The 25364-nt window shown below is 38.6% G+C and carries 25 protein-coding genes, 1 other RNA gene and 1 other annotated feature; of the genes, 4 read left to right on the top strand and 22 right to left on the bottom strand.

Going from position 1 to position 25364, the window contains the following annotated elements; genetic code table 11:
- Positions 1-100 precede the first annotated feature (100 nt).
- Positions 101-874: a Cof-type HAD-IIB family hydrolase gene (locus AC6UD1_RS03950; protein WP_500707345.1), complete on the top strand. Its 774-nt coding sequence runs from the start codon at positions 101-103 to the stop codon at positions 872-874.
- Positions 875-923: 49 nt separating this feature from the next.
- Positions 924-1290: a transfer-messenger RNA gene (ssrA, locus tag AC6UD1_RS03945) on the top strand.
- Positions 1291-1345: 55 nt separating this feature from the next.
- On the opposite strand, the gene AC6UD1_RS03940 is transcribed toward ssrA, so the two are convergent.
- From AC6UD1_RS03940 to AC6UD1_RS03900, 9 genes are all read right to left on the bottom strand, one after another.
- Positions 1346-2005, bottom strand: coding sequence for a hypothetical protein (locus AC6UD1_RS03940; RefSeq protein ID WP_500707344.1), 660 nt, complete (start codon positions 2003-2005; stop codon positions 1346-1348).
- A 165-nt stretch (positions 2006-2170) separates the two neighbouring features.
- Positions 2171-2755: a YdeI/OmpD-associated family protein gene (locus AC6UD1_RS03935; RefSeq protein WP_500694330.1), complete on the bottom strand. Its 585-nt coding sequence runs from the start codon at positions 2753-2755 to the stop codon at positions 2171-2173.
- Positions 2756-2850: 95 nt separating this feature from the next.
- Positions 2851-3336, bottom strand: a complete 486-nt coding sequence (locus AC6UD1_RS03930; protein ID WP_500696040.1) for a C40 family peptidase — start codon at positions 3334-3336, stop codon at positions 2851-2853.
- A 206-nt stretch (positions 3337-3542) separates the two neighbouring features.
- Positions 3543-4943, bottom strand: coding sequence for a DHA2 family efflux MFS transporter permease subunit (locus AC6UD1_RS03925; protein ID WP_500707343.1), 1401 nt, complete (start codon positions 4941-4943; stop codon positions 3543-3545).
- A gap of 120 nt (positions 4944-5063) precedes the next feature.
- Positions 5064-6461 carry an asparagine--tRNA ligase gene (gene asnS / locus AC6UD1_RS03920; RefSeq protein ID WP_500707342.1) on the bottom strand — a complete coding sequence of 466 codons (1398 nt, stop codon included), beginning with the start codon at positions 6459-6461 and terminating at the stop codon, positions 5064-5066.
- A gap of 43 nt (positions 6462-6504) precedes the next feature.
- Positions 6505-6712: a binding site (T-box leader), on the bottom strand.
- A 46-nt stretch (positions 6713-6758) separates the two neighbouring features.
- Positions 6759-7508 carry a sulfite exporter TauE/SafE family protein gene (locus tag AC6UD1_RS03915; protein ID WP_500707341.1) on the bottom strand — a complete coding sequence of 250 codons (750 nt, stop codon included), beginning with the start codon at positions 7506-7508 and terminating at the stop codon, positions 6759-6761.
- Between the two features lie 23 nt (positions 7509-7531).
- The gene (locus AC6UD1_RS03910) at positions 7532-8278 is read right to left on the bottom strand and encodes a sulfite exporter TauE/SafE family protein (RefSeq protein ID WP_500696847.1); all 747 of its coding nucleotides are present in this window, start codon (positions 8276-8278) and stop codon (positions 7532-7534) included.
- Between the two features lie 25 nt (positions 8279-8303).
- Entirely contained in the window at positions 8304-9077 is a 774-nt protein-coding gene (locus AC6UD1_RS03905; protein WP_500707340.1) for a sulfite exporter TauE/SafE family protein, read from the bottom strand.
- Positions 9078-9094: 17 nt separating this feature from the next.
- Positions 9095-9622 (bottom strand): GNAT family N-acetyltransferase, encoded by a 528-nt coding sequence (locus AC6UD1_RS03900; protein ID WP_500699845.1) that lies wholly within the window; start codon positions 9620-9622, stop codon positions 9095-9097.
- 157 nt (positions 9623-9779) lie between these two features.
- Here AC6UD1_RS03900 and AC6UD1_RS03895 point away from each other — a divergent pair, with 157 nt between their 5' ends.
- On the top strand, positions 9780-10661 hold the full coding sequence (locus AC6UD1_RS03895) for a 3-hydroxyacyl-CoA dehydrogenase (RefSeq protein ID WP_500694323.1): 882 nt from the start codon (positions 9780-9782) through the stop codon (positions 10659-10661).
- Positions 10662-10720: 59 nt separating this feature from the next.
- Here AC6UD1_RS03895 and AC6UD1_RS03890 read toward each other — a convergent pair whose 3' ends face one another.
- The 12 genes from AC6UD1_RS03890 to cdaA form a co-directional block, all read right to left on the bottom strand.
- The gene (locus tag AC6UD1_RS03890; RefSeq protein ID WP_500706784.1) at positions 10721-12061 is read right to left on the bottom strand and encodes a dihydrolipoyl dehydrogenase family protein; all 1341 of its coding nucleotides are present in this window, start codon (positions 12059-12061) and stop codon (positions 10721-10723) included.
- Positions 12062-12142: 81 nt separating this feature from the next.
- Positions 12143-12745 carry a cation efflux transmembrane domain-containing protein gene (locus AC6UD1_RS03885; protein ID WP_500707339.1) on the bottom strand — a complete coding sequence of 201 codons (603 nt, stop codon included), beginning with the start codon at positions 12743-12745 and terminating at the stop codon, positions 12143-12145.
- The gene (locus AC6UD1_RS03880) at positions 12735-13055 is read right to left on the bottom strand and encodes an ArsR/SmtB family transcription factor (protein ID WP_500707338.1); all 321 of its coding nucleotides are present in this window, start codon (positions 13053-13055) and stop codon (positions 12735-12737) included. Before AC6UD1_RS03880 ends, AC6UD1_RS03885 begins: the two co-directional genes overlap by 11 nt.
- Before the next feature lie 87 nt (positions 13056-13142).
- On the bottom strand, positions 13143-13391 hold the full coding sequence (locus AC6UD1_RS03875) for a hypothetical protein (RefSeq protein ID WP_500694319.1): 249 nt from the start codon (positions 13389-13391) through the stop codon (positions 13143-13145).
- 50 nt (positions 13392-13441) lie between these two features.
- Positions 13442-14269 (bottom strand): HAD-IIB family hydrolase, encoded by an 828-nt coding sequence (locus AC6UD1_RS03870; RefSeq protein ID WP_500707337.1) that lies wholly within the window; start codon positions 14267-14269, stop codon positions 13442-13444.
- Between the two features lie 95 nt (positions 14270-14364).
- Positions 14365-15408 (bottom strand): lactonase family protein, encoded by a 1044-nt coding sequence (locus AC6UD1_RS03865; protein WP_500707336.1) that lies wholly within the window; start codon positions 15406-15408, stop codon positions 14365-14367.
- A 102-nt stretch (positions 15409-15510) separates the two neighbouring features.
- Positions 15511-15825 carry a hypothetical protein gene (locus AC6UD1_RS03860; RefSeq protein ID WP_500696028.1) on the bottom strand — a complete coding sequence of 105 codons (315 nt, stop codon included), beginning with the start codon at positions 15823-15825 and terminating at the stop codon, positions 15511-15513.
- 57 nt (positions 15826-15882) lie between these two features.
- A complete protein-coding gene (locus tag AC6UD1_RS03855; RefSeq protein ID WP_500707335.1) occupies positions 15883-17028 on the bottom strand; it encodes an ABC transporter ATP-binding protein in 1146 nt (381 codons plus the stop codon).
- 145 nt (positions 17029-17173) lie between these two features.
- Positions 17174-18991: a glutamine--fructose-6-phosphate transaminase (isomerizing) gene (gene glmS, locus AC6UD1_RS03850; protein ID WP_500694314.1), complete on the bottom strand. Its 1818-nt coding sequence runs from the start codon at positions 18989-18991 to the stop codon at positions 17174-17176.
- Positions 18992-19192: 201 nt separating this feature from the next.
- Complete coding sequence (glmM, locus tag AC6UD1_RS03845) at positions 19193-20545, bottom strand: phosphoglucosamine mutase (protein ID WP_500694313.1); 1353 nt, start codon at positions 20543-20545, stop codon at positions 19193-19195.
- A 17-nt stretch (positions 20546-20562) separates the two neighbouring features.
- Positions 20563-21534 carry a CdaR family protein gene (locus tag AC6UD1_RS03840; RefSeq protein WP_500694312.1) on the bottom strand — a complete coding sequence of 324 codons (972 nt, stop codon included), beginning with the start codon at positions 21532-21534 and terminating at the stop codon, positions 20563-20565.
- Between the two features lie 2 nt (positions 21535-21536).
- Positions 21537-22385, bottom strand: coding sequence for a diadenylate cyclase CdaA (gene cdaA / locus AC6UD1_RS03835; RefSeq protein ID WP_500694311.1), 849 nt, complete (start codon positions 22383-22385; stop codon positions 21537-21539).
- 167 nt (positions 22386-22552) lie between these two features.
- Here cdaA and AC6UD1_RS03830 point away from each other — a divergent pair, with 167 nt between their 5' ends.
- Entirely contained in the window at positions 22553-23203 is a 651-nt protein-coding gene (locus AC6UD1_RS03830; RefSeq protein ID WP_500694310.1) for a DUF1361 domain-containing protein, read from the top strand.
- Positions 23204-23240: 37 nt separating this feature from the next.
- Here AC6UD1_RS03830 and AC6UD1_RS03825 read toward each other — a convergent pair whose 3' ends face one another.
- The gene (locus AC6UD1_RS03825) at positions 23241-25352 is read right to left on the bottom strand and encodes a cation:proton antiporter (RefSeq protein WP_500707334.1); all 2112 of its coding nucleotides are present in this window, start codon (positions 25350-25352) and stop codon (positions 23241-23243) included.
- Between the last annotated feature and the right edge of the window lie 12 nt (positions 25353-25364).

The raw sequence follows: 25364 nt of genomic DNA, 5'->3' as shown, positions 1-25364 counted from the left end.
TAAAAATCGCTTCCTATCTCATTGTACATGTAATCACGATTAATTAGTAGGATTGCAAAGTAGGTCATATGTTAAAATAATAAGCAAAGGAGATTCGATTATGTATAAATATTTAGTATTTTTTGACTTAGATAGGACCTTGTTTGATGAAAATTCAAAGGTGAACGATGAAGTTGCAAACGCAATGGAAGAAATCAGAAAACACGGTGGCCTTCCGGTAATCTCAACCGGAAGGAATCTTTTTGAAATTAGGGATACCTTAGAGAAAACCAAGATTGATTCCGTAGTGGCCGCAAACGGTGATTTTGGGATGTTAAGAAACCAAGAAGTCTTTTCTAATACAATCAACCCCAAAATCATTGATCGTTTGTATAGCTTTGTTAAAAAACACGATAATACATTAGTTTTACTGAACCAAAAACGTGGTGCCATTACCAATCACGATGAATTGGCAGTTAAAGCCTTTGAACACGTCCATGCTCCACTTCCAACCATTGTCACAAAAAAGTATTGGCACGAAAATCCTATTAACATGATGGTGGTTACCAATACTGATCTGGATACTGACTACGTAGAAAACTTTGGAGATGTCCTAACCTTTTACCGTAATTCGCCCTATTCAATTGATGTGGTCGTTCATGACGTTTCTAAGGCTACTGGAATCAAGCAATTAATAAACACTGCTGGACTAACTGGAATCCCAACATACGCGTTTGGAGACGGTAATAACGACATCCCAATGTTAGACTACGTTGATCATCCGGTCGTAATGGGTAATGGACTTCCAAATGTCAAACCACATGGTGAATTCATTACCACCAAAAATACCGACCATGGAATTGTCAACGGACTGAAGCATTTTAACCTGATCTAAATCACTGTAAATTAGGCAGATATCATGGTATAGTAATAATGTGTCTGTCGGGGGCGTTATGGATTCGACGGGTATAGTTTGAGCCTGAATTGCATTCCGTACGACGATGCGTCAAATCGCTCAGTTTAATTATAACTGCAAAAAATAATAACAATTCTTACGCCGTAGCTGCCTAATAAGCGCTTGACGTAGATCTAGCTGATTTTTCCTATGGATCAGTCCTAGGTCCTACCTTTAATAGGATACGCTTACTGCTCCCATCTGAAGTAGTATGAAGAGATTAATCAGATTAGCTGTGCATGCTAGCATTGACTAATTGCGGATTGTACAGTGAACTTCAAATGATTAGCCTACGAATGTAGACGTTCAGGAGGCAATATGCTCGGACGCGGGTTCAAATCCCGCCGCCTCCATAATTAAAAGCGAACCAGTCATTAAATTGATTGGTTCGCTTTTTTGTGTTTTATAAGCTTAACGTGGAATTGTCACATCTTTTTCTAAATTTGAAGAATGTGGACCGGTTGCTTTTGAAACAACGTTTTCTGATATGTGAGCAGTTCCGTCCCCATTATCTTTAACGGTCCCCTCTAATCCAATATCACTAGTAGCGTTTTGAGTTATAAACCAATATCCCGTCTGATCTCCAGATAGTTTACCACCATAATTCCAATAACTAATTTTATTAGTAGTCGTATTTTGAAAATAAGGTGTTTCTTTCTCTAATATTTGTTTAGCAATTGGTTCTGTCAAAGTGCTTGTTTGCTTAACATCATTCTCAGCCTGATTATTGTCACCATCTGCTGGAGTTGCTTCTGTTTTTGCTTGAGAAGATTTAGGAGTTATTTGTGCTGAATTATGTTGATTGAAAGTTCGATTTGAAATTATTGATGAAGGATTCCGTCTAAACTCATTTTGTATTCTACTTATTAAAGCACCAGCATAATGGTTAAACAGAAAGAACCCAATCAATACAATCACAACCCCTGAAACTAATTTCATCAGAAAATTACGTCTTCGTTTTGATTTAACCTCTAAGTAATCTTCCCGCCAACTTGGATCATTTCTGCGTTCCTTATAAAACTGATACGTATGACTGGTACGTGTCCCACTGGTTAAATATTTTTTAGCCATTTGAATTAATTCCTCATTGATTATCTAAAATATTTAATAAACCAAGTATATCAGAATTAATTAATACTTAATACAAAAATTTAACTAGTCATTATTCTTATGAAGCAATAATTAAGTTTAAATTCAGATACAAATGCCAGATGTAAACATTGAATCTAATAAAACTTAATAATGCAACAATCTTCCATCATCACACCAACCACCATACATCTCATTGACTCTCGTCTTCTTTACTAGCTTACGTAACCGATGTTTATATGATTGGGGTTTACTAAATTTCAAGCGGGACTGAACACCATCAACGCGAACTCGTTGGTACAAATCGGGAAAATGGTTAAAGTTATCCCATACTTTCGGATCACGTTTTAAGGCACGTTTAACGGGCTGAATAATCTTAAACGATTTAGGAGACAAATCTGGTAACACTCGTTTGCCTTCTTCAGTCATTAAACCTAGTTTAATTAGTCTTCGAGCCCGCTCCTTGTTGAGCTCGGTCCAGTTACTGTTTTCCTTTCGAGGAGTCAATCGTTGTGCTAGTCCTGTTTCATCCGAACTTTTATGCAAACCATCGACCCAGCCAAAACACAGTGCCTCTTCGACGATATCCAAATAAAACATCTTTTCTTCACTGGTTTTACTCATGCTGACTGGAACCCACAGACAATCTTCTCTCTTGCAATTTTCAGCAAACCAGTCACGAAGTTCCTTTCTTGATGTAATTGGTAAAAATGGCTCGTCTTTTCTTAGCACTTGAAATGCACTCCCTTCAACATTTGCCTACATAGTAATCAGCAAAGTTGGAGAAGTCAAAAAAGCCGTCAGGCTCATTAAAACCTAACGGGACTTTAAACTGTTTTCTTAGTAAATGAAACTGGACGCGAAACCCCCACTAAATGCCACCACGGGGCGTGGATTGGCTCAATCACCACTCCACGATTTTGCGCATCAATCATTTGATGTTTGTTTAAAGCAATCCCAACGTGGTAAATGTCACTTTTACTTGAACCAAAGAAGACTAAGTCACCTTTTTTGATTTTACTCTTTCTAACATGCTTATAAGCATCGTATTGAGCCTGTGCGGTTCTTACAATATTACGATTAGCACCATTTTCCATGACATACTGAGTAAAGCCAGAGCAATCAAAACTGTTAGGTCCGACTGCACCGTACGAATATGATTTACCAAGCTCACTAGTAGCAACCCGCTTAACGTTTGAAAAATGGACTTTATTTGCGGATACTCGATTTTGGTTAGTGGCGATGTTTACAACACCAAATAAACCTAACGACGCAATCGCTACTGTTACACCTCTGATTAATCCTTTGAACATCTTACCAGCTCCTTTATTAATTATTGTGCATTATTTTACAATCATCATACACTTTCTATGATAGATTAGGATTAATACCAAATGATTACATCACGATTGCAAATCCATTAATTTCAGTAGTTTTGGCATTATATTGTGAAATTAATTTATAATTAACCAAAAAAAGATGGAAATCATTTGATTTCCATCTAAAATACGTTTTTAATTTATTTTTGATCTTTTTTTGGCGTTCTAATCATAACCGCAAACAATAATCCGATGACCGCAATTACCAAGAAGACCCAGTAAACCATGTGGAATCCATTAACCTGAGCTGGCATTGCCGGCATACTGAGTTTGAAGAATCCAGTTGCTCTAACTAATACAATCGTTGCAACCGCAACTCCAGTTGACCCAAGTACCTGTCTGACCGTCGTAATTAAAGCCGTTCCATAAGAAATCAAATCTTCTGGCAGTGAATCGGCCCCAAGCGTAACCGCAGGCATCATGACAAAGGCATTTCCACCCTCAATTAGCATTGCCAAGATCATCATGCCCCAGATATTGTAAATTGGGAAAAAGGCTAAAATGGCCCAGCCCAGCACAATCATCAACATTCCTGTTAACATAACTGGCTTAAATCCAATTTTATCAACAATCGTACCCGTGATTGGGTTCAAGATACTTAAGAAAACAGCTCCAGGAACTAGTGCCATCCCGGAAATGAATGGTGATACTCCCAGTACCTGTTGATAGTACAGTGGGAAAATGATCGTAACTACAATCAATGAAATGTAAGAGAAACCGGTCAAAAGCACTGCTAAATCATAGTTAAAGGTCTTTAACACATTTAAGTTCAATAGTGGATTGCTGATCCTAAACTGACGGAAAACAAACAACGCAATCAAAACGATACTAATAACTAAGATGAGTAAAAGCATTCCATAGTTATTGTTTGGTTTAGCAATTTCACTAATTACGTACAAGATTCCAATCAAACCAAATGAATAGATAATTGAAAGCCAATCTAACTTTGATTTAATTCGTGGCATAACGTCTTTCATCACAAAGAATGAAATCAGGAATACAGCAGTGATAATCACAATGAAGACATCAAACAAGCCACGCCAAGTGGTAAACTTCAAAACGATTCCGGAAATGATTGGTCCACACGCCAGAGCTGAACCCATGACTAGTCCAGCAACTCCCATGATCGTTCCTCGATCATCTTCCGGTGTGATATTTAGTAATACCGTTTGATACGATGGAAACAAAATTCCAACGGCAATTGCCTCTAAGGCTCTCCCAATCAGCACCCACGTAAAACTATTGCTGATTAAAATGATTAACGTCCCTAGATCAAACATCAGTAAAACTCCCATAAAGAGTTTCTTAAAACTCATGTTGTTCAACAACCAAGGACTGATCGGCATCATGATACACATGATGATCATAAAACCAGTCGTTAACCATTGAACGGTTGATGCTGAAATATCAAAGTACTTCATCAATGTGGGATAAGCCGTCGATAGTGATGACTGACTAATCGACATGGTGAAAGTACCGATTAACATGATGGTAATAAACCAAAATCTTTCTAATCTACTAAGTCCATTACTTTTTGCCATATAAAGCGCTCCTTTTCGATTTGTACTAATTTAATAGCTATTTATAGACTATCATTTTTTCATTTGAATTGTTACAAAAGATAACAAAAAGCTCATGATTTCTCATGGGCTCATTTTAGTCTAAAATTTAATACTACCTTGGGTTCTTGGATAAGGGATAACATCACGAATATTATCCATCCCAGTGATATACATCAGTAATCGTTCGAAGCCAATTCCAAAGCCAGAGTGCTTAGTGCCACCGTATTTACGTAATTCGAGGTACCACTCGTACTCATCCTTTGATAAATGAAATTCATCCATTTTGTCAGCCAATTCTTGCTCACGCTCTTCTCGTTGGCTTCCTCCAACTAGTTCACCAATTCTTGGAACCAGAAGGTCTGAAGCAGCAACGGTCTTGCCATCATCGTTATCACGCATATAAAAGGCTTTGATATTACGTGGATAATCAGTGACAAACACGGGTTTGCCAAACACTTTTTCGGATAGATAACGTTCGTGTTCAGCCTTTAAATCAATCCCCCACTTAACCGGATATTTAAACTCAACGTCGGCTTTTTCAAGCAAATCAATTGCTTCCGTATACGTGATCCGCGCAAACTTCTCGTTCACAGTTGTCTGAAGCAACTTAAGTAAGTTGTCGTCGACGTTATCATTTAAGAATTGAAGGTCCTCTGCAGCATTTTCAAGTAAATAATTAATGACATACTTTAACATGTCCTCAGAAGTTTTAATAATGTCATCCAAATCAGCAAAGGCCATTTCTGGTTCAATCATCCAAAATTCGGCAGCGTGGCGTTTAGTATGCGAATTTTCAGCTCTAAAAGTTGGGCCAAAGGTATATACGTTTCTAAATGCCAGAGCAAAGGCCTCGACTGGTAATTGTCCACTAACGGTTAAGTTCGTCTCTTGACCAAAGAAATCCTTTGAGTAATCGACTTTACCATTTTCATCCTTTGGCAGGTCATTTTGATCTAAGCTAGTGATCTGAAACATCTCACCAGCCCCCTCCGTGTCACTACTAGTAACAATCGGAGTGTTTACATAGACAAAGCCGTGTTTTTGCATGTATTCATGAATCGCAAAGGCTGCCATCGAACGAATCTTGAAAACAGCGTAAAAAGTATTGGTTCGAGGACGTAAATGTGCAATAGAACGAAGGTACTCAAGTGATTGCTTCTTCTTTTGCAGTGGATAGTCTAGATCAGAAACACCCTCAATCTTAACTTGCTCCGCATGAATTTCAAATGGCTGCGGGGCATCCGGGGTGTCCACGAGTTTGCCAATCACCTTCAGAGTTGAACTAATCGGCAGTTTGATGATGTCATCAAAGTTATCTAGATCACTCTTGACAATTACCTGAACATTCTTAATGTATGAACCGTCGTTGACTTCGATAAAGGCAATTTTTTTAGAATTACGAATGGTTCGAATCCATCCTTCTAGAACTACTGATTCATTACCAAAATCGTGTTTCTTAGTGTACAAATCTTTTGCTAAAACGTTTTGTTCTTTCATACTTAACAACTCCTTTTTAGACAATAAAAAAGACCTCATCTCAAAAAGGGACGAGGTCATCGCGGTACCACCCATATTGTTTATGTAACATAAACCAACTCACACAATGATAACGGATTGCGACCGTTAGCCTACTTCGTTCAAGCTTTAAAACTCAAGGTGTTTTTCCCATTAACTCTTTATCGAACTCTCACCAACTTCGACTCGCTATAAAAGAAATTAATGGTACTCGTCCTCTTTATTGTCATATCTTATTTGATTTAAAAGTACCATAATCACAGGCTGGTTGCAATAGAATTAGTAAGTTTTAATTCCTAAATAAATGGCCAATAAAATTGCCAAGATTCCGACCCCGTACTTCATGATATTGGATGGGATGAGACGTACGATGGCTGGACCAATGTATCCGCCAATCATCAATCCAATCGTTAGCGTAATCAGAACTGGCCAGTTAATCTGAATTGTAAAAATAAAGATCAAAGCCGAGATCCAATTCATAACTAGTGACATCACATTTCGAATGGCATTATCCACGGCATATGACTCATTTAAGGCTCGCATTAAAATCGCCATGATCAAAATTCCACCACCAGCACCAAAATAACCTAAGTACATTCCAACCAACGTCAGTGCAATGGCGGTAATGGTCTTACCCCATAATCCCAAATGGGTTTTCATTAACTGCTTTTGACTCTTCGGTAGCATGATCAAAACCCCAGACAACATGATGACAACTGGTGCGATATCCGCAAAACTTTTGTTGGAACTATGAAGAAGAATCAGGGAACCGAGTGCAGACCCAATTCCAGCAAAAATAACCACTTTTAAAATGGTCTTACCTTGACCCTTTAATTCTCTTTGAGATGAGGCCACTGCGCTCATGTTACTAAACGCAAAACCAACGATGTTAGTCACACTGGAAACGATTGGTGATAGTCCGGAAGCCAACATTGCTGGATATGAAATAACGCTAGCAAGTCCCACAGCGGTTCCCATAATTCCGCTTAAAATCCCAGCAAAAATCAATAAGAAATACTTTAAAATCAAACTTCCACTTTCTCCTTGTTTTATTAATAAGTCTTAATTCCCAAACAAATCGCTAATACAATGGCACCGATCCCAACCCCATACTTCATAACATTGGATGGAATATGACGTACGACTGACGGCCCAATATATCCACCTACTAGTAACCCAACTGTGATGGCAATCAAAGCCACCCAATTGATTGGCATTGTAAACATAAATATGATGGCCGAAATCCAGTTCAAAATTAACGAAACAAAATTTCGGATTGCATTACAAACAGCATAGGGTTGGTTCACAGCTCGAAGTAAAATTGCAATTAACATGACTCCTCCGCCAGCACCAAAGTAACCTAAATACATCCCAACAAAAAGAAGTGCAATGGCGGTAATTATCTTTCCCCATACGGTCATATGCGTCTCAGATAATTGTTTTTGACTCTTTGGTAGCAACATCAAAACTCCCGAAATCATAATGATGATTGGGGCAACATTTTCAAAACTTTTATTCGAACTGTTAAGTAAAATTAAAGAACCAATAATGGTCCCAATTCCAGCACAGATGGTAACCTTAAAGATGACTTTGCTTTGTCCCTTAAGTTCTTTTTGGGACGCTAAAATGGCACTTGAATCACTAAAAGCAAAGCCAACCGTGTTGGTAACGTTTGCAACGATCGGTGCAAATCCTGCCAGAAGCATCGCTGGATAAGCAACCAAACTGGCCAGTCCAACCGTACTTTCAAGCACCCCGCTAACAACTCCTGCCACTACTAAAAAAATTAAATTCCACATAATATTTTCCCTACATTCATCTTTTTTAAAAATATGCCTGATATGCTAAAAAAGCAGCCAGGATAATCGCACCAATCGCAACCGTGTACTTCATTACAGCTGATGGAATTACCCGGACAATAATCGGGCCAATGTACCCACCAATAAACAGACCAATGGCAAGCACCACCAAAGCACTCCAACTAATTGGGGTAGTAAAAATAAAGATGGCAGCTGATACTGCGTTCATGGTTAAAGTCGTCACATTTCGGACCGCATTGCAAATGGCGTATGGTGCATCGATAATTCGAATCAAAATGGCAGCCATTAGCACTCCGCCGCCTGCACCAAAGTAGCCAACGTAAATCCCAACAATCACAATGGAAATCGCGGCAATTGCACTCGCTGTTTTTGAAATACTTTCAGAAGCAAACGTTGACTGTCGTTTTGGAATTAACATTAAAACTCCAGACAGTAAGATGACAAAGGGAGCAACATCTTGAAAGCTTTTATTGGAACTATGTAACAGGATAATTGATCCAATAACCGCACCAATGACCGCAAATAGCATAACGTGAAGAGTGACCGAACCCTGTCCTTTGAGCTCTCGTCTCGATGACAAGACGGCACTCGTTCCGCTAAAAATAATTCCCACCGTAATCGTGACGTTTGCCATAATTGGTGGTAATCCAACAAACAAAAGTGCCGGATAAAGAATCACACTTGCCATGCCAACGACACTACTCAACGTTCCGGCAATGATGCTAGCAATTAAAAGAAAAATGCCATTAAATAACAACAAAAGAACCAACTTTCCCAATTAAGATTATTAACTACTTACTTAATGTTACCACTAATTGGCTTCTCCATTATCAAATCACGCTGAGCACTCTCGCCAAGTTGAAATACATGATCCCCTACCGGCTTAAATCCCATTTTTTGATAAAACTTCAGTCCAGCATTATTATGTTCCCACACACCAAGCCAAACCTTTCCTTTCCCTTTTTTCTGCGCCTCATTAACAGCCAAATCAATCAATTCGGTTCCTAGACCGTGACGTTTAAATTCTTTTTTCAAATAAATTCGTTCTACTTCTAAGAGATGCGGACCCATTTCTTCAGATTGAGCATCATCAACGTTTAACTTTAGATAACCAGCTAACTTTCCATCAACGTAGGCAAAATAAAATTGAGAATTAGGATCAGAAATTTCATTCTTTAATTTTTCCGGATCGTAAGCATTATCCAAGTATTGATTTAAATTTTCAGGTTTATTTTCGGTTCCAAACGTCTCGGCAAACGTTTCCCGACTAATGGCTCGTAAAGCACTAATATCATCAATCGTTACCCTTCTAATCTCACTCATCATTTTGAACCTCCATTAACAATTTAGTTAATATTTTAACTAATTTACTCTGGCTTGCAACCATTGTCATTTATAACAGATAAAGAAGGTTGCTTAAGCGCTTTCACTAGCATAAAATAGAAGTGGATAATAAGTAAATATATAGGAGGAAATCACCATGACATTCAATAACGTTGTCATTGTCGGTGGAGGCACCTTAGGCTCACAAATTGCTTTCATGTCGGCTTTTCACGGAAAAAACACTACTATTTGGGGCCGTTCAGACGGCTCACTCGATCGTGCTAAGGCGCGAGTAGCTCGTTGGGAAAAAGCAGTAAAAAAAGACATTGGAGCTACCGATGAACAGGTCAAGAACGCAGAGGAACATCTCCATTACACCACTGATTTAAAGGCCGCTCTTAAGGGTGCTGACTTAGTTATCGAGGCTCTTTCTGAGGATCCAGATGTTAAAAATGACTTTTACAAAAAGTTCAACGATTTAGCTGATCCAGATACTGTTATCGTTACTAACACTTCGACTTTACTACCATCACAGTTTGCTGATGCTACTGGTCGTCCTGACAAGTATTTGGGTTACCACTTCGCTAACTCAATTTGGAAAAACAATACCGCTGAAATCATGTCACAATCTAAAACTAATAAGGATCTTCCAAAAGAGATGGAACAGTTTTCACGTGAAATTGGAATGGTTCCAATCTTAGTTAACAAGGAACAACCGGGTTACCTATTAAACTCACTGTTAGTACCATTTCTATCAGATGCTTTAGTCCTCTGGAACAATGGCGTTTCTGATCCTGAAACGATCGATAAGGCATGGATGATTGGAACTGGTGCACCACTTGGTCCTTTCGCTATTATGGACATTATTGGGATGAAAACCATGTATGATATCACTAAGATGTCAACTAACCCAGAAGTTAAAAAAGCTTCCGAAAAATTCAAGGATATGATTGACCAAGGTAACATTGGTCTTGAATCTGGTAAGGGCTTTTACACTTATCCAGATCCTGATTTCAGAAAACCGGAATTTCTTAAATAGAATTAGATACAAAAAAAGTTCGCCAAATGGCGAACTTTTTATTTTATAGATTTTTAATTTTATAGATGATTCAAAGTCTCAGAACCAAGGGTTGGGAACAATGGGATCAATTCGCTCATCTTTTCTGGTGAGATGTGATACTCAACAAATGGTGCCAAAGTACTAATAACGTTATCAGCTTCAGAACTGATTTCAGTAGCACCTACTAGGTAACCTTGTTTGTCGGTGATTGAAATGGTCTTACCTTTGTTCTCTTGCATTGCAAATCTGAACCAATCAGTGGCAAGGTCTGATTCTTTAACATCATACTTATCAGGGTTGGCCTTAGCTTCGTCAACACTAACACCGATCTCAGCAATTCGTGGTGATGAGAAAACTGCACTTGGAACAGCTGGATACTTAATTGGATCAGTAGTAGCACCAGTAAATAACTTGGTAAGGTACATTGACTCAAAAATAGCAGTTGGAGTTAACTTACCAACTTGTTTATCAAGAACATCGCCAGCAGCGTAAATGCTGTCAACTGAAGTTTGAAGATGATCATCAACTTTGATTCCGTTCTTATCGTAATCAACGCCAACTTCTTTAAGACCGAATCCTTCAACGTTCGGATCACGGCCAGTTGCGTCAAGAACCCAATCAGAGTCAATGTCGTCTTTGTTAGTCTTGACTACAAAACCATCACCTGATTTTTCGATTGATTCAGGATCAACGTTTCGAATGATTTGAACTCCTTGAGATTCAAGATCTTTAAGTAATGACTCAACAAATGGTTGATAAAACTTTCTTAAAGCCTTGTCATGGTGCAATAGGATGGTAACCTTAGTTCCGGCATTTGCTGCGATTGTAGCAAATTCAATGGCAATGTATCCACCACCGATAACGGTCATGTGTTCTGGTTGTTTTTCTAAGTTCAAGAAATCAGTTCCATCGTATGCCAAGTCAGCACCGGGAATATCAATCTTGTGATAATGAGCTCCAGTTGCTACAACAAGTTTATCAGCGGTGTACTTGGTACCGTCAACGTCGATGGTGTGCGCATCAACGATCTTTCCATACCCATGGATCACATCGATGCCAACACTCTTTAGACCTTGTTCGATTCCACCAGGTAATTGACTGATAACTTCTTTTTCATGCTTAACGTTATCGGCCCAATTGATCTTAGTAGTTCCATCTAAGCCGTGTCCTTGGAAGTTATCAACGTCTTTTTTCATCTTAACTGGGAAATCTAAAGCAATCTTAGCGTTACATCCACGGTTAGGACAAGTTCCACCAATCTTGCCAACTTCAATAATGCCAGCTTTTTTACCCTTTAGGGCCAATGGAATAGCACCGTTAAAAGCACCATGTCCACTTCCTAAATACAATACATCAAATTGATAATTGTTTTCACTCATACTTAACACCTCACCTTTTAGTTTTGTACAACTAAACTTTATACAATTATTATTATAGTTCTATAATTGCACTTGTCAAGATTAGCTCTCCACAAGACATTCTAATGCCTCTTTACCAATAAGGAAAACAATTAGAATTGCTGCTGCTGAATCGATCCACCAAATATGGAAAAAATAATTAAGCAAAACTCCGATAAGCACCGTCCCAGCAAGATAAGCACAAGTAACACTACACATGGCATCCTGAATTAAAGCGTTAGAACCAATTACTTTCCCAATCCAATACTTAGCATAGGCGATCATTGGCATGATAATAAGAGACAAAATAGAAATGATGATCCCCATCAGACTGCCATCAGCACCTTCATGCTTAAACAAATTATATCCAGAAGTAACTAGAATATAGACACACAGAAGGAGCAAAATGATGCTAACGATCTTCGTGGCAACCTTATCCACTCGATTAATGTCAATTTTTGAACTCCCTTTAAACTCAATTTCCAAACGAAATAGTAAAACAAATCCAGCAATAATCTCCATCAAACTATCAAGACCAAACGCAATTAATACAATTGAGTGGGCATCGATCCCGGCCTTTAAGCCAACCGAAAATTCTACTATCATCCAAGCAATCGCAACCATCTCAATTATCATTCCATATCCAACCACGTTTTTAGTTTCCATGTTTGACACCCCTTACCACATGATCCGAATGAGCTAGTCCTTCATTTACAATGTCCATAATATGAGGATCATCCAGGCGATAATAATTTGACTTGCCCTTCCGTTCGCTACTTACCAATTGATGCTTTTTAAGCATTGCCAATTGATGAGAGGTAGCTGATTGTTCAAGTCCAAGTTCCTCACTAATCTCACCAACGTTGAGTAAGTGATTTTCTAACAACATTAACATTTGAATCCGAACCGGATTACTCAAGATTTTAAATAACTCATGAGCTTCTTCTAATTTTTTGGGATTAATCTTAGAATCCATGATTTTCTCCTTATATATGTAATTTATTTCATATGAATATATTACCATGTGTATCCTAATAAAAAAAGCCACAACGGCTAATTCATTTTAATCCTTGATTCCATGACTTTTAAAAACAATCTGATTAATAGCGTGATCAATGTCACCAAAGTCAGAAAAAGCCTGGTTAATTGCATCGTTAATCGTAACTTCATCTGAAATCTTAGCTAATGCATCTTTTACGATTGAACGTTTCAACTCAATCTTGTACATCTCAACATCAGGAGTACTTGGATATTTTTCAAAGTACTTATCCAAACGTCCTTCAACAATGTTATTTAATTCTTCATTATTCATTTTTAATCGCCTCACGTATATTTGTACTGTCATTACCTTACTAAATGAAACTACTGACTGTCTAAAATGGTATCAATTGTCCTTAGAACCCCATCATCGTTATTATCAAACTCGGTAACGTGACCAGCGGCGTCCTTTGCCTCCCGAATGCCATTCTTCATAGCATAACTATTCGGAGTTAAATCCAACATTCCTAAATCATTCTCATTATCCCCAAATGTAACAACCTCTTCAGGATTGGCATCATATTTTTTCATCAAATAGCGCACGCCAGTTGCTTTGTCGATCCCCTTTACACCAATTAGGTCGGTATTAAAGCCAGAGTTCAAACTCTCAAGATTATCTGGAAGCATCTGTCGCATTTCATGAACTTTTCGCATCACGTTTGCACCTTGCTTAAACGTCACACCAACTTTTACTAATTGATCATCAGTGTTCTCACTTGTGATGTTAGCCAAATCATTCAAACGGACCGTATTACTATAGTATTGTTTCATTAACTGATACATTTTTTCGGGTAGCCTTTTATCTACATAAGTATGCTTAAGCCCAGATACGTTAACCCCGACAATGTCAGGACCAAAATCATCGTAAAGCATCTTTAGTGTCTGTTTAATCTGATCATCATTCAGCGATTCGGCATGAACTAAATCATTTCCACGATAAATTACTGAACCATTTTGAGAAATAAAATCCATTTGGTCCCGATAATCAATAAACAGGCTTTGTAATTTATCATTCGGTCCGCCACTAGCGACGGCAAAATTAACGTTTTGGTGTTTCATTTTTTGAAACGTTTTTAAAAACTTAATCTCATCATATCGATTAGCTTCATTTAAAAAAGTTTTGTTCATATCTGTCACAATTAATTTAATCAAAATCTCCACCCCACCTGTTTAAATTAATTATATCAATTTGTTAAGGGAATGAAAAAAGTTAACGCTATAAAAGCATTAACTTTTCATTAAATTAACTATTTTCGAGGAGCAACACAGGTTCCCTCTGGTACCGCAAAATCCTTTTGAATGACAGACAACTTACCATTCTCATGATTTCGCTCGTACAAGGTTGCGTTATTAGTGTTTTGATTTACAGCAATTAGAAAGGATTGATCTGAATTAAAGTTAAAATCACGCGGAAATTCCCCTTCAGTTGAAATTACTTGAATTCGCTCTAAGTCACCATCATCTAGGACCTTAAAAACAGCAATCGAATCATTGCCACGATTAGAAACATACACAAACTTCTCATCGTTAGTTATTCGAATTGCAGCTCCACCATTGGCATCTTTGTAGTCATTGGGAATAGTTTTAACAACCTGTTGGACGGTAAAGATGCCAGCTTCTTCATTATAATCAAGAACTGCAATCTTACTACTTAGTTCACCAATTAAGTAAGCCTTTCCCGTCGATTCAGCAAAAGCAATGTGTCTTGGACCAAATCCAGGTGACAACTGAATCTCACTAACAGGAGTAATCTCACCCGCGTCAGAAACATCATACAAATAAACTCGATCCAATCCCAGGTCACAAATCACTAAGCGATCATCAGGAGTTAGATCGGCATAGTGTGGATGAGGACCACTTTGTTGTTCTGGTAGTGGACCGGTCATTCCATCGTCATGGATTCGCTGTGATTCTTTGACAGTCCCGTCACTTTCAATGTGATACGCAATGACATTACCAGTATGATAATTTGCTGTATAGACCATCTGGCGTCCTTCGTCTACAGTAATGTATGCTGGTGAGGGACCCACTTCAATGTCTTCTTGCATTAATTTAGCTGGCATGGTGCTGCTATCAAAAACAGCAATCCCACCACGTGTTTCCGATTCATCTTGATTACGATCAATCGCATAAATTTTATGGTCATCAGACTCAACAACGTAAGTTGGACAACTAATTTGCGCAATTAACTGAGCATTTTCCAGCTGTTTTTTGTCTTTGTCTAATTCAATTTGATAAACGCCCTTACTAGTTTTTTGGGTATAAGTTCCAATTAAAAATTTTTCAGTCATCATCAACACCTCCAAATATTATTCATACTCATTATGCCATATTTGGTGGTTGGTGATAACAAATATTAATGATTTAATTCACAAAATGATTAGCCAATTGATTTAACCAATATGGTTCTCTTTTAAAATCATCTGGACTTCATGATCCATTGCTGGGGTTCGTTTCCACTCCTCAAAGTGGTCAAAGTTTTCCTTTGGCATCACATAATTCTGGTTAACATAGTTCTCGTAATTAATGACATGAACGGAGTGAGGAATGTTTAGTTGAAGGATTCGAACCTGTTTAATCATTTTTCGTTCTGCAGCAAGCTCAGCTCGTCCGTTCTGCACCATGTTGCTGATTTCAAGGTACTTAGAACCATCTAATCGCGTAATTTCCTCAATCAATGTAAATGTCTCATGACTCTTCATTGCCATCTAAATCTTCCTCCTAAACAAAAATGCTATTATTCACTTTGAATAATAGCAAAATTTTTATCGTTGTCCCCAGGCATGTTTCTCAAGTTGTTTGTATTCATGCTTGGTGACCATTACTGATTTACCATTTTTCTTCTGGTACCTCATCTTCTTACTTGGGTGAATGATATAACTTGGATGTCTAACAACTGCCATCGTTGGATGACCAGATACATTTACCAAGCAAAAGAAAATCATGGCAAAGAAAACCGCCCACGTCATAATTTTAGTGGTCAACGGCATCTTTTCTTGAATAACTTCACTATAGAACCGCTTATGGATGGTTCGTGCTGGATTAGGGTCATTCGGGTGATCCTCAGCATACTCATTAGTAATTTCTTTTTGATACTTATCAATATCAAAATTCTTCTGAATGGTCTTTTCTTTTTTCTGGAACTGTTTTTTCTCTTTTTTGCTTAACGACTTAAACCACTTGATGAACTTCTGGTATTCGGAGACGACTTCTTCCATCGGACCAATTTTCCGTAGCTTCCCGTAGTTAATCCAAGCAACTCGGTCACACAACAAACGCACCTGCTTTAGTGAATGAGATACAAAGATGATGGTCTTACCTTCTTCTTTAAATTCATCAATCTTATCAACACATTTTTGGTAGAAGGTATCGTCACCAACGGACAAGGCTTCATCAATAATCAAAATGTCTGGCTTAATGTGAACGGCAATGGCAAAGCCAAGTCGGGACCTCATACCACTAGAATAGTCTTTTACTGGTTGATCAACAAAATCACCAATATCAGCAAAGGCAATGATATCATCCATCATGTCATCAATTTGGCGGTTTGTAAGTCCCTGCATCAATGACTTCATGCGGATGTTTTCACGGCCAGTTAAATTCTTTCTCAATCCAGCGTTAATCGCAACAATCGAAGTGTCTCCGCGCACATCAACTTGGCCGGTCGTTTGCGGAATAATGCCGGAAATAATGTTAGAAATGGTCGACTTTCCCGAACCATTTACACCAATAATTCCCAATGCTTCACCAGGCTGAACGGTAAATGAAATTCCCATCAAAGACCAAAAATGTGGGGTTTTATTTTTCTTTGATAATGAGAAAAACGACTTTAATTTGTCAGATTGAGTCTTGAACATGTCATACTCTTTGGTGACATCTTGTACTTTAATTTTATAATTTTTTTCAGTCATGGTTTACTTCCTAAATTCAAAATTACAACTGACACGATAATAAAATAATACGAGAAAATTACTAAAATGTAAAGAAAGTTCAGTACTCAACGATGCTTCAACAACATAATAAAAGAGCTACCAAGAATGGTAGCCCTTAAAAATATTATTCAACTGTAACACTTTTAGCAAGGTTTCTTGGACGATCAACGTTCAATCCCTTGTTCAAACTAGTGTAATAAGCAATTAGTTGAGCTGGAATGACACTAAGCAGCGGCGTTAACAACTCATCAACGTCCGGGATCACAAACGTATCACCATCTTGAGCTAGACTTTGTCGCACGATCGTCAAAGCACTGGCACCACGAGCTGCAGTTTCTTCCAGATTACTACGAGTTAATCCAGCGGTCTTCTTTTGGGTGATAATACCAATCACTGGAGTGCCCTTTTCAATCAATGCAATCGTTCCGTGCTTAAGTTCACCAGAAGCAAAGCCTTCCGCGTGGACATAAGAAATTTCTTTTAACTTCAATGCTGCTTCAAGGGAAACAGTGTAATCAACCCCACGGCCGATGTAAAAGGCCTGTTTAGCATCAACGAAATATTTCTTAGCAATTTCATCAATCTTATCTTTTTCTTCAACAATTGACTGCATCCCAGTCGCAACCAAACCCAATTGTCGTGCTAAATCAAAATCTTTTGCGACCTGACGATTACCCCGCATACCAACGGCCTTTGCCAAAATGGCTTGGATTGCAATTTGAGCAGTATATGCTTTAGTTGAAGCAACTGAAATTTCTGGACCAGCATTAAGCAACATCGTGTAAGTTGCTTCGCGTGACAATGTCGAATTAGCAACATTAGTAATGGTTAAACTAGGAAAATGATGCTTGTTAACGTTCACTAAAACTTCCCGACTGTCAGCGGTCTCCCCACTTTGAGTCAAAAAGATAAAGAATGGTTTCTTAGAAAGCAATGGATCTTCGTAAGCAAACTCGGATGAGACGTGCACTTCAGTTGGAATTCCAGTGTACTTCTCCATCAAATCTTTACCGACTAATCCAGCATGATAACTGGTACCAGCACCCACGATATAGATTCGATCTGAATCAAGGATGGTATCCATTACGCCACAACCAACGTTCATGTTTCCATCTGCATCAAAGTACTCTTTAACTAATTTTCTCATGACATTGGGTTGTTCATCAATCTCTTTAAGCATGTAGTAAGGATAAGTCCCCTTATCAGACGCACTTGGATCAATGGTTACCTTGAACTGATGACGCTCTACTGGCTTACGGTTTTCATCAAGGATGGTTACCTTATCAGGCTTTACAATCGCAACGTCACCATCAACCACCTCAAGAAAAGTATCAGTAACGTCTAACATAGCAATTGAATCAGAACATACTACGTTGAAACCGTCACATAATCCAATCAACATGGGGCTTTTGTTTTTGGCTGCATATAAAGTATCTGGATCTTCTTTATCCATTAAAATGAAAGCATATGAAGAATTCTTAAGGAGTGAAAGCATCTTAATGAAGGCATCCTTTGTACTCATTTTGTCTTCAGTCACAAACTTATCAACCAATTGAACCGCCACTTCGGTATCAGTTTGACTATGAAACTTAACGTCTGATAAGTATTCTTTCTTCAGTTGTTCATAGTTTTCGATCACACCATTGTGAACCAGATAGAACCGGTTGTCATCTGAGAATTGTGGATGAGCATTCTCAATGTTTACCCCACCGTGAGTAGCCCAACGAGTGTGTCCAATTCCGGCAGTTCCCTGTACTTCTGGTCCAATTTTTTTCTTTAAATCGTCGATACTTCCAGTTGTTTTCACTAAATAATCTTTGTGGTCTTTTCCTTCCACAAAGATTCCGGCTGAATCATATCCTCGATATTGTAATTTTTCTAATCCATTAACTAAAATGGATGTCGCATTCTTATTGCCTGTAACTCCAACGATTCCGCACATGGGAATGACCTCTCTTTAAAATTGGTATAGATGTATTTAAATTTTATTTATATACTTAACATCTTTGATAATAATGGTTTCACAAGTGTTTGTCAAATATAAGTTAGAATTGGTATAGCACCGATGAACGAAATTTAATAAAAATTTAAGCATAATAAAAGAGTTAACAAACGTTAACTCTTTTATTAATTCGTGATTGCTTTATTCAATTCCCATGTCGTCTCTAACAACGTCGGCAATTTTGTTCGCATACTTATCACTTTCTTTTTGAGTCGGAGCTTCCACCATAACTCTTAGCAGCGGCTCAGTCCCACTTGGTCGAACCAAGACACGACCATTCCCATTCATTTCATCTTCAACATCATCAATGGCCTTTTTAACATTGTCATGATCCATCGCGTGCTTTTTGTCAGAAACCTTCACGTTAACAAGACTTTGAGGATATTTTTTCACTTCGTCTGCTAATTCGGAAAGCGGTTTACCGGTTTCTTTCATAATATGCATTAACTGCAGACTGGTTAGCATCCCATCTCCAGTGGTATTAAAATCCAAAAACACAATGTGGCCGGACTGTTCGCCACCTAGATTGTAACCATTGGCTTTCATTGATTCAACCACGTATCGGTCCCCAACTTTAGTTTTCACACTATTTAAGCCGTTGGCTTCCATGGCTTTGTACATTCCGAGGTTACTCATCACTGTCGTAACAATGGTGTCATGCTTTAATCGACCATTAGCATCCATATACTTACCACAGATGTACATAATCTTATCACCATCAACGATGTTTCCCTTTTCATCGACAGCAATGCACCGATCACCATCACCATCAAAGGCAATTCCTAACTGGGAACCATTTTCAACAACCATTTTTTGCAATTGCTCTGGGTGAGTGGAACCGACGTTATCATTAATGTTTAGTCCATTAGGTGAGGTTGCCATTGTTTTAAAATCAAGACCAAGGTCAGCATAGAGGCGGGGAACCAAGTTGCTGGTAGCACCATTTGCGGCATCAACTGATACCTTAATCCCACTTAATTCATCTGGAATCGTTTGGGACAGAAAGTGAAGATACTTTTGAGATGCTTCGGTGTACTCTGCTGAAGTGCCTAATCCCTTTGCTGAGGGACGTGGTAAGTCATCAGTATCACTTTCAAGAATCTTCTCGATGTCAGCCTCGATGTCATCGGACAATTTATATCCGTCACCGCCAAAGAATTTAATTCCATTGAACTCAGCGGGATTATGTGAAGCCGTAATCATAACTCCGGCATCAGCACTTTGATCTCTAACCAAGTATGCTACTCCGGGGGTAGTGACAACTCCGAGTTGAACCACCTCAATTCCAACGGACAACATTCCAGCTACCAAAGCATCTTCCAACATCTGTCCAGAAATTCGTGTATCTCTTGATACCAAGACACGTGGCTGATGATCTTGAACACTGTGCTTAGTCAGAGCATAACCACCTGCACGACCAGCCCGAAAAGCCAATTCTGGGGTTAAGTCTTTATTCGCAACTCCTCTAATTCCATCTGTTCCAAAATATTTCATATATAGTCCTCACTTTATTACTTATTCTTTGCGTTAATCTGTACTTTAACCGTTTCCGGATCCAAGCCACTTACTTTGGAGTTACCCGCATCAAGTGAAACCGTCTTAGTATTATCACCAGACATGTTTTCGACATCAACGTCGGCATTAACCGAATTAATCCCATCAATCGTGTCTTTATCACCTAACAATAACACATCAGATGGATCACACTTAACGTCATAGGTCTTACTTGCCTGCTTATTAACTAAATTAACCTTGACTGGTACCCTCTTATTATCACCTGCTGAAACCGGTAAATCAACCGAACTTGTTGATGGGGTAATAATAACGTTGATGGTCTTTCCTTTTTTGTCTAAAGCCTCAATCACCGCATCCTGTTTTATATCACGCTTGGTGTTAGGCTTCAAGTTAGTTTTAGCAACTACTGAATCAATTCGATTAATTTGATCACTCGGTCCAGTCACTTTTGCAGAACTGACGTCTAACGACGGCTTTCCGGCCTTATAACCAGAAGCAATGTTTTTCTTGTCGTAGACAGCTTTTACGGGGAACTTAACGGTCCGACGTGGTTGAATGTTAACTTTAATGCGAGCAGGTTTAATCTTACTCTTAATGTCAGAATTTAGACCCTGCTGTTGTAATTTGACGATGTGTTCTCCGGGCCCCAAATTACTAAGGTTAGCGTACACCTTAAAGTTCTGGGTATTAGCGGTTGTAGTGACTAACGCCGACGGCCCTGACAACTGGACGTTAACTTTTTCTGGATAGCCAATTACAAAATACTTGTCTGAGTTTACGTTGAGCTGTAATGGAACTGACAGTGTCTTGGTTTTATTAGCTGCCATCTGGGTGCTTTTAGTCGAATTACTGGTACTGTTAGTGAGACCCATATCATTTTTGCCATCATGAACATAGAAAAACAGTGCAATTGTAAAGACTAGTGCCAAGATAGCATAGAATAATTTACTCCGAAAAGATTTTTTCATGGCTACTTGTCACCTCCGAAATGCTTCTGAAAGAAACTAATCGCACGAGTCACAATCGTTGGATGTTGCTCCTGTCGATCACGAGGAATCAACTGACTTCTCAGGTATTTCAGGTAATCCTCCTGAGTCATCCCACGAAGAAGCTCATTGTTTCTAGTGATTGAAACTTCTCCCGTTTCTTCTGAGATAACAATCGTTAAAGCATCGGAAACTTCCGAGATTCCAACGGCAGCACGATGACGAGTTCCCAATTCCTTAGGGATCAAATTACTCTGCGATAACGGTAAGTAGGCAGCCGCTGCAGCAATCTTATCATCCTTAATGATGACCGCTCCGTCATGAAGAGGCGTATTGGGAATAAAAATGTTAATTAATAACTGACTTGAAATGTCAGCATCAAGCTTAATCCCGGTCTCAATGTATTCTTCTAGCCCGGTATGCATTTGAATGGTGATTAACGCTCCAATTCGACGCTTAGACATGTATTGAATTGCTCCATCTAAAGCATTAATCATTTTTTTGGCTTTTTCATCCTGATTCTGGGTTGCTCTAAAGAGTGAGCCGCGTCCTAATTTTTCAAGTCCGCGTCTAATTTCAGGTTGGAAGATGATAATGCATCCAATAACTCCCCAATTGATAATTTGATCCAGAATCCAAGATACCATCGTCAGTCCTAAATACCAACTGGCAATTTTAGCGATAATAATTACAATAATGCCGCGAAAAAGTTGCACTGCCCGAGTGCCACGAAGAAGCATGATTAACTCGTATATCACGAGCCAGACAACCAATATATCAATTAAGTTGCTTAGGTTATGTAATGTAAATAAGCTACTCCAATCAATCCCCATAGAACGACCTCCAATTTGTATATTATTATATCACTGAATTATTGCTGAAATAAAGGCAGTTAACTAATTCCAAATGTTAAAAAAATTAAATTCTATGGTTAAATTTCTAGTTTTTTTTGCTAATTTGGGGTTTAATTTATATATAGAAGAAAAGGGGTCAAATTATAATGTCACAAAATAAAAGATGGCAAGTTAGAATATTTTTCATCGGGTGGATCGTGCTTTTATTCATGTTTCTACGTGATACACGCTTCGGTTTTTTAGCGCTCAACACCCTTTTAGGATACATCCCAATTGAACTTAGTTTCCACATCGGTAACAAACCACACCAAAATAGTTTCGTGTTCTGGATCCTATCACTTCTGTGGTTATTGTTCTATCCTAATTCACCCTACATTCTGACCGACCTACTTCATCTCGCTTGGCTACATCCTGATGAAGCCAATGGGTTACTTCGACTTGATCCGCACGTCTGGTTTTTATACACATGCTTGATGATCAGTGCATTAAGCTGTGCCTTTATCGGTTTCTGGAGTTTAGTCCACGTTGCTAAGGCCATTGACGTTAAAATTCATTTATCCGGTAATTTTTCTAACTTCGTTACAATTGTGATTCTAACGGTTGCAAGTTCCATCGGACTATTCATTGGACGGTTTATGCGAGTCCACACAATTTACCTCATCCTTTCACCGAGGATGTACATTCGACCATTTTTAAACATGTGGAATATGCACATGGTCGTATTCGTATTTTTGATGACCGTTCTACAGTTAATGATCTACTGGATTTATTCCATTATCAGTAATAATAAGGAATAATATAAAATCCCCCACTTATCAATAAGTGGAGGATTCTTTAGTTATCACTCAGCATTAGCGTTTCCTTATAATTAATGTCCTGACGCAAGTGAAGCCCCATCGCGTGACTAACTTTTTTATTATTAATCAATTGTTCCACAGCGCGACGTTCTGCTTCCAGTGCAACCGACCGCAATCTTAATAACTGATACTCAAAGACTTCATCATCTTCGTCGGGATCATCGTATGAATTGGCCCGTTCAATCTGACTCTGATAGAAAGTGACAATAAAGTGAACAATTTGTGAGTCAAAGTCCTGACCATTAATATCGCTTCGACTTAAAAAGTCTGAAATAGCATCAATGGCGGCCTGATCACCAACAATCGTAACAAGGCGTAATTCACTCTTGGTCTTTTTACTTTCTGATTCACTTACCTGCCAGGTTTTAATGGAATGAAGAATCGATGAAAACCATCCCGGATAGTACCAGTGATTTTTGCGATAGCCGTCGTAACCATTTGCAAACATTCGACGTTCCTCACGATTAATCCTTCGATTTGCAATCCAGTAAGTATCTTTTGAGATTTGTTGTTCACGATACAAATCTTTAACCGCGTCACGTTTTCCTTTTAAAGCAACTCGTCTCAAACTAAGTTCTTCATTGAGAGACGTACTTTCTGCACTATCGTCTCTCGTCTTTCTTAAAAGTTTTCGTAACTCAACCTGATAATCCAAAACAATATCATATACCGCTCGTTCATTATCATTGGTCTTATTATTTTCAAGACTGACAATGGCACTCTTTACGATGTAAATCCGAGCGGCATCTTCCGAAATATAGCCCTCCTGCTCATCTTCTTCATCTTCCGTCTCATCATCATCTTCATCCTTATCAATCAATGAGGCTCGGGTCTGAAGTGAACTAGCATCTGGGGAAATGATTGGCAAGATAATGGTAGCCGCAACTAAACTGATCACGATAACCATTGCGGCAATAAAAAGCATCAAAGAACGGTCGGGAAACTCCTTTCCATTCGATAAGAATGCGGGAACCGAAAGAATTCCTGCCATGGTAATGGCACCACGAACCCCGGAAATTCCAGCCAATAGCGCAACCGACAAACTGGGCTTCTTATTGGACCGTTTAGTAATGTAGTACGAAAAGAATTCGTATCCTAAAATCCAGACCACTCGAATTACCAAAAGAGCCACCCAAACGGCAAAAGCAATCCCAAACGAAGCTAAAGTTCGATATTCCGATCCATTGATGACCACCCTAGTAGCAACCGGTAATTCAATACCTAAGATTAAAAACACAATCCCGTTTAAACAGTAAACAATGACATCCCAAGTACGATTGGTCAACAAGTTGACTTCTGGTGACTTGGTATTGGTAACGTTAGTCTGTAAGTGATCAATAATCCCAGCGGCAACCACCGCAATAACTCCCGAAGCATGAAGAAGATCTTCAGCAATTACATAAATAATAAACGGTGTCAAGATGTGCAGGACGACGTTAAAAATCACGTCATTGAAGTGTACCTTTAATAACAAATTACGAAGAACAATAATTAAAGACATTCCAACAATTCCAATGATCAAACCCACTAGTGCGGTATAAACAAAATCAACCGCAGCGTGTTCCAAAGAAAAGTAACCGGTGACAACTGCAGCAATCGCATATTTAAACGCAATTAGTCCACTAGCATCGTTAATCAAGCTCTCACCTGATACTAGATGCAAAATATTACTTGGAAGATGAACACGCTTTGAGATGGACTGAACGGCAATTGGATCGGTTGGAGACAAAATCGCAATTAGAGCAAAACAGGCTGCCAGTGGCATTGATGGTACCAGCAAATTAACGAAATAACCGCCAATAATGGTTGTAATGAACACCAACCAGATGGCATTTTCAAAAATGGGACCACGTAATTCCCAAAGTTCTCGTTTTGGAAAGTCACGACCATCATTAAATAGCAATGGTGCGATGAACAGCAATAAAAACCAGTCCGTGTTTAAATCAATTTTGAATTTAAAGAATAATGCTAATCCTAAACCAAGCAAAATTTGAATCAAACTAACTGGAATCTTAGTGACATAGTGAGAGATAATGCTAGAAAGCAGGACTAAAACTATTAATGTGATGACTGCTTCAACTATTACCATAAGCTATGTTTC

Source organism: Fructilactobacillus sp. X8R1C1 (genome assembly GCF_059900945.1).
The sequence above is the reverse complement of the archived record's forward strand: the minus strand, read 5'-3'. Positions and strand labels throughout refer to the sequence as shown.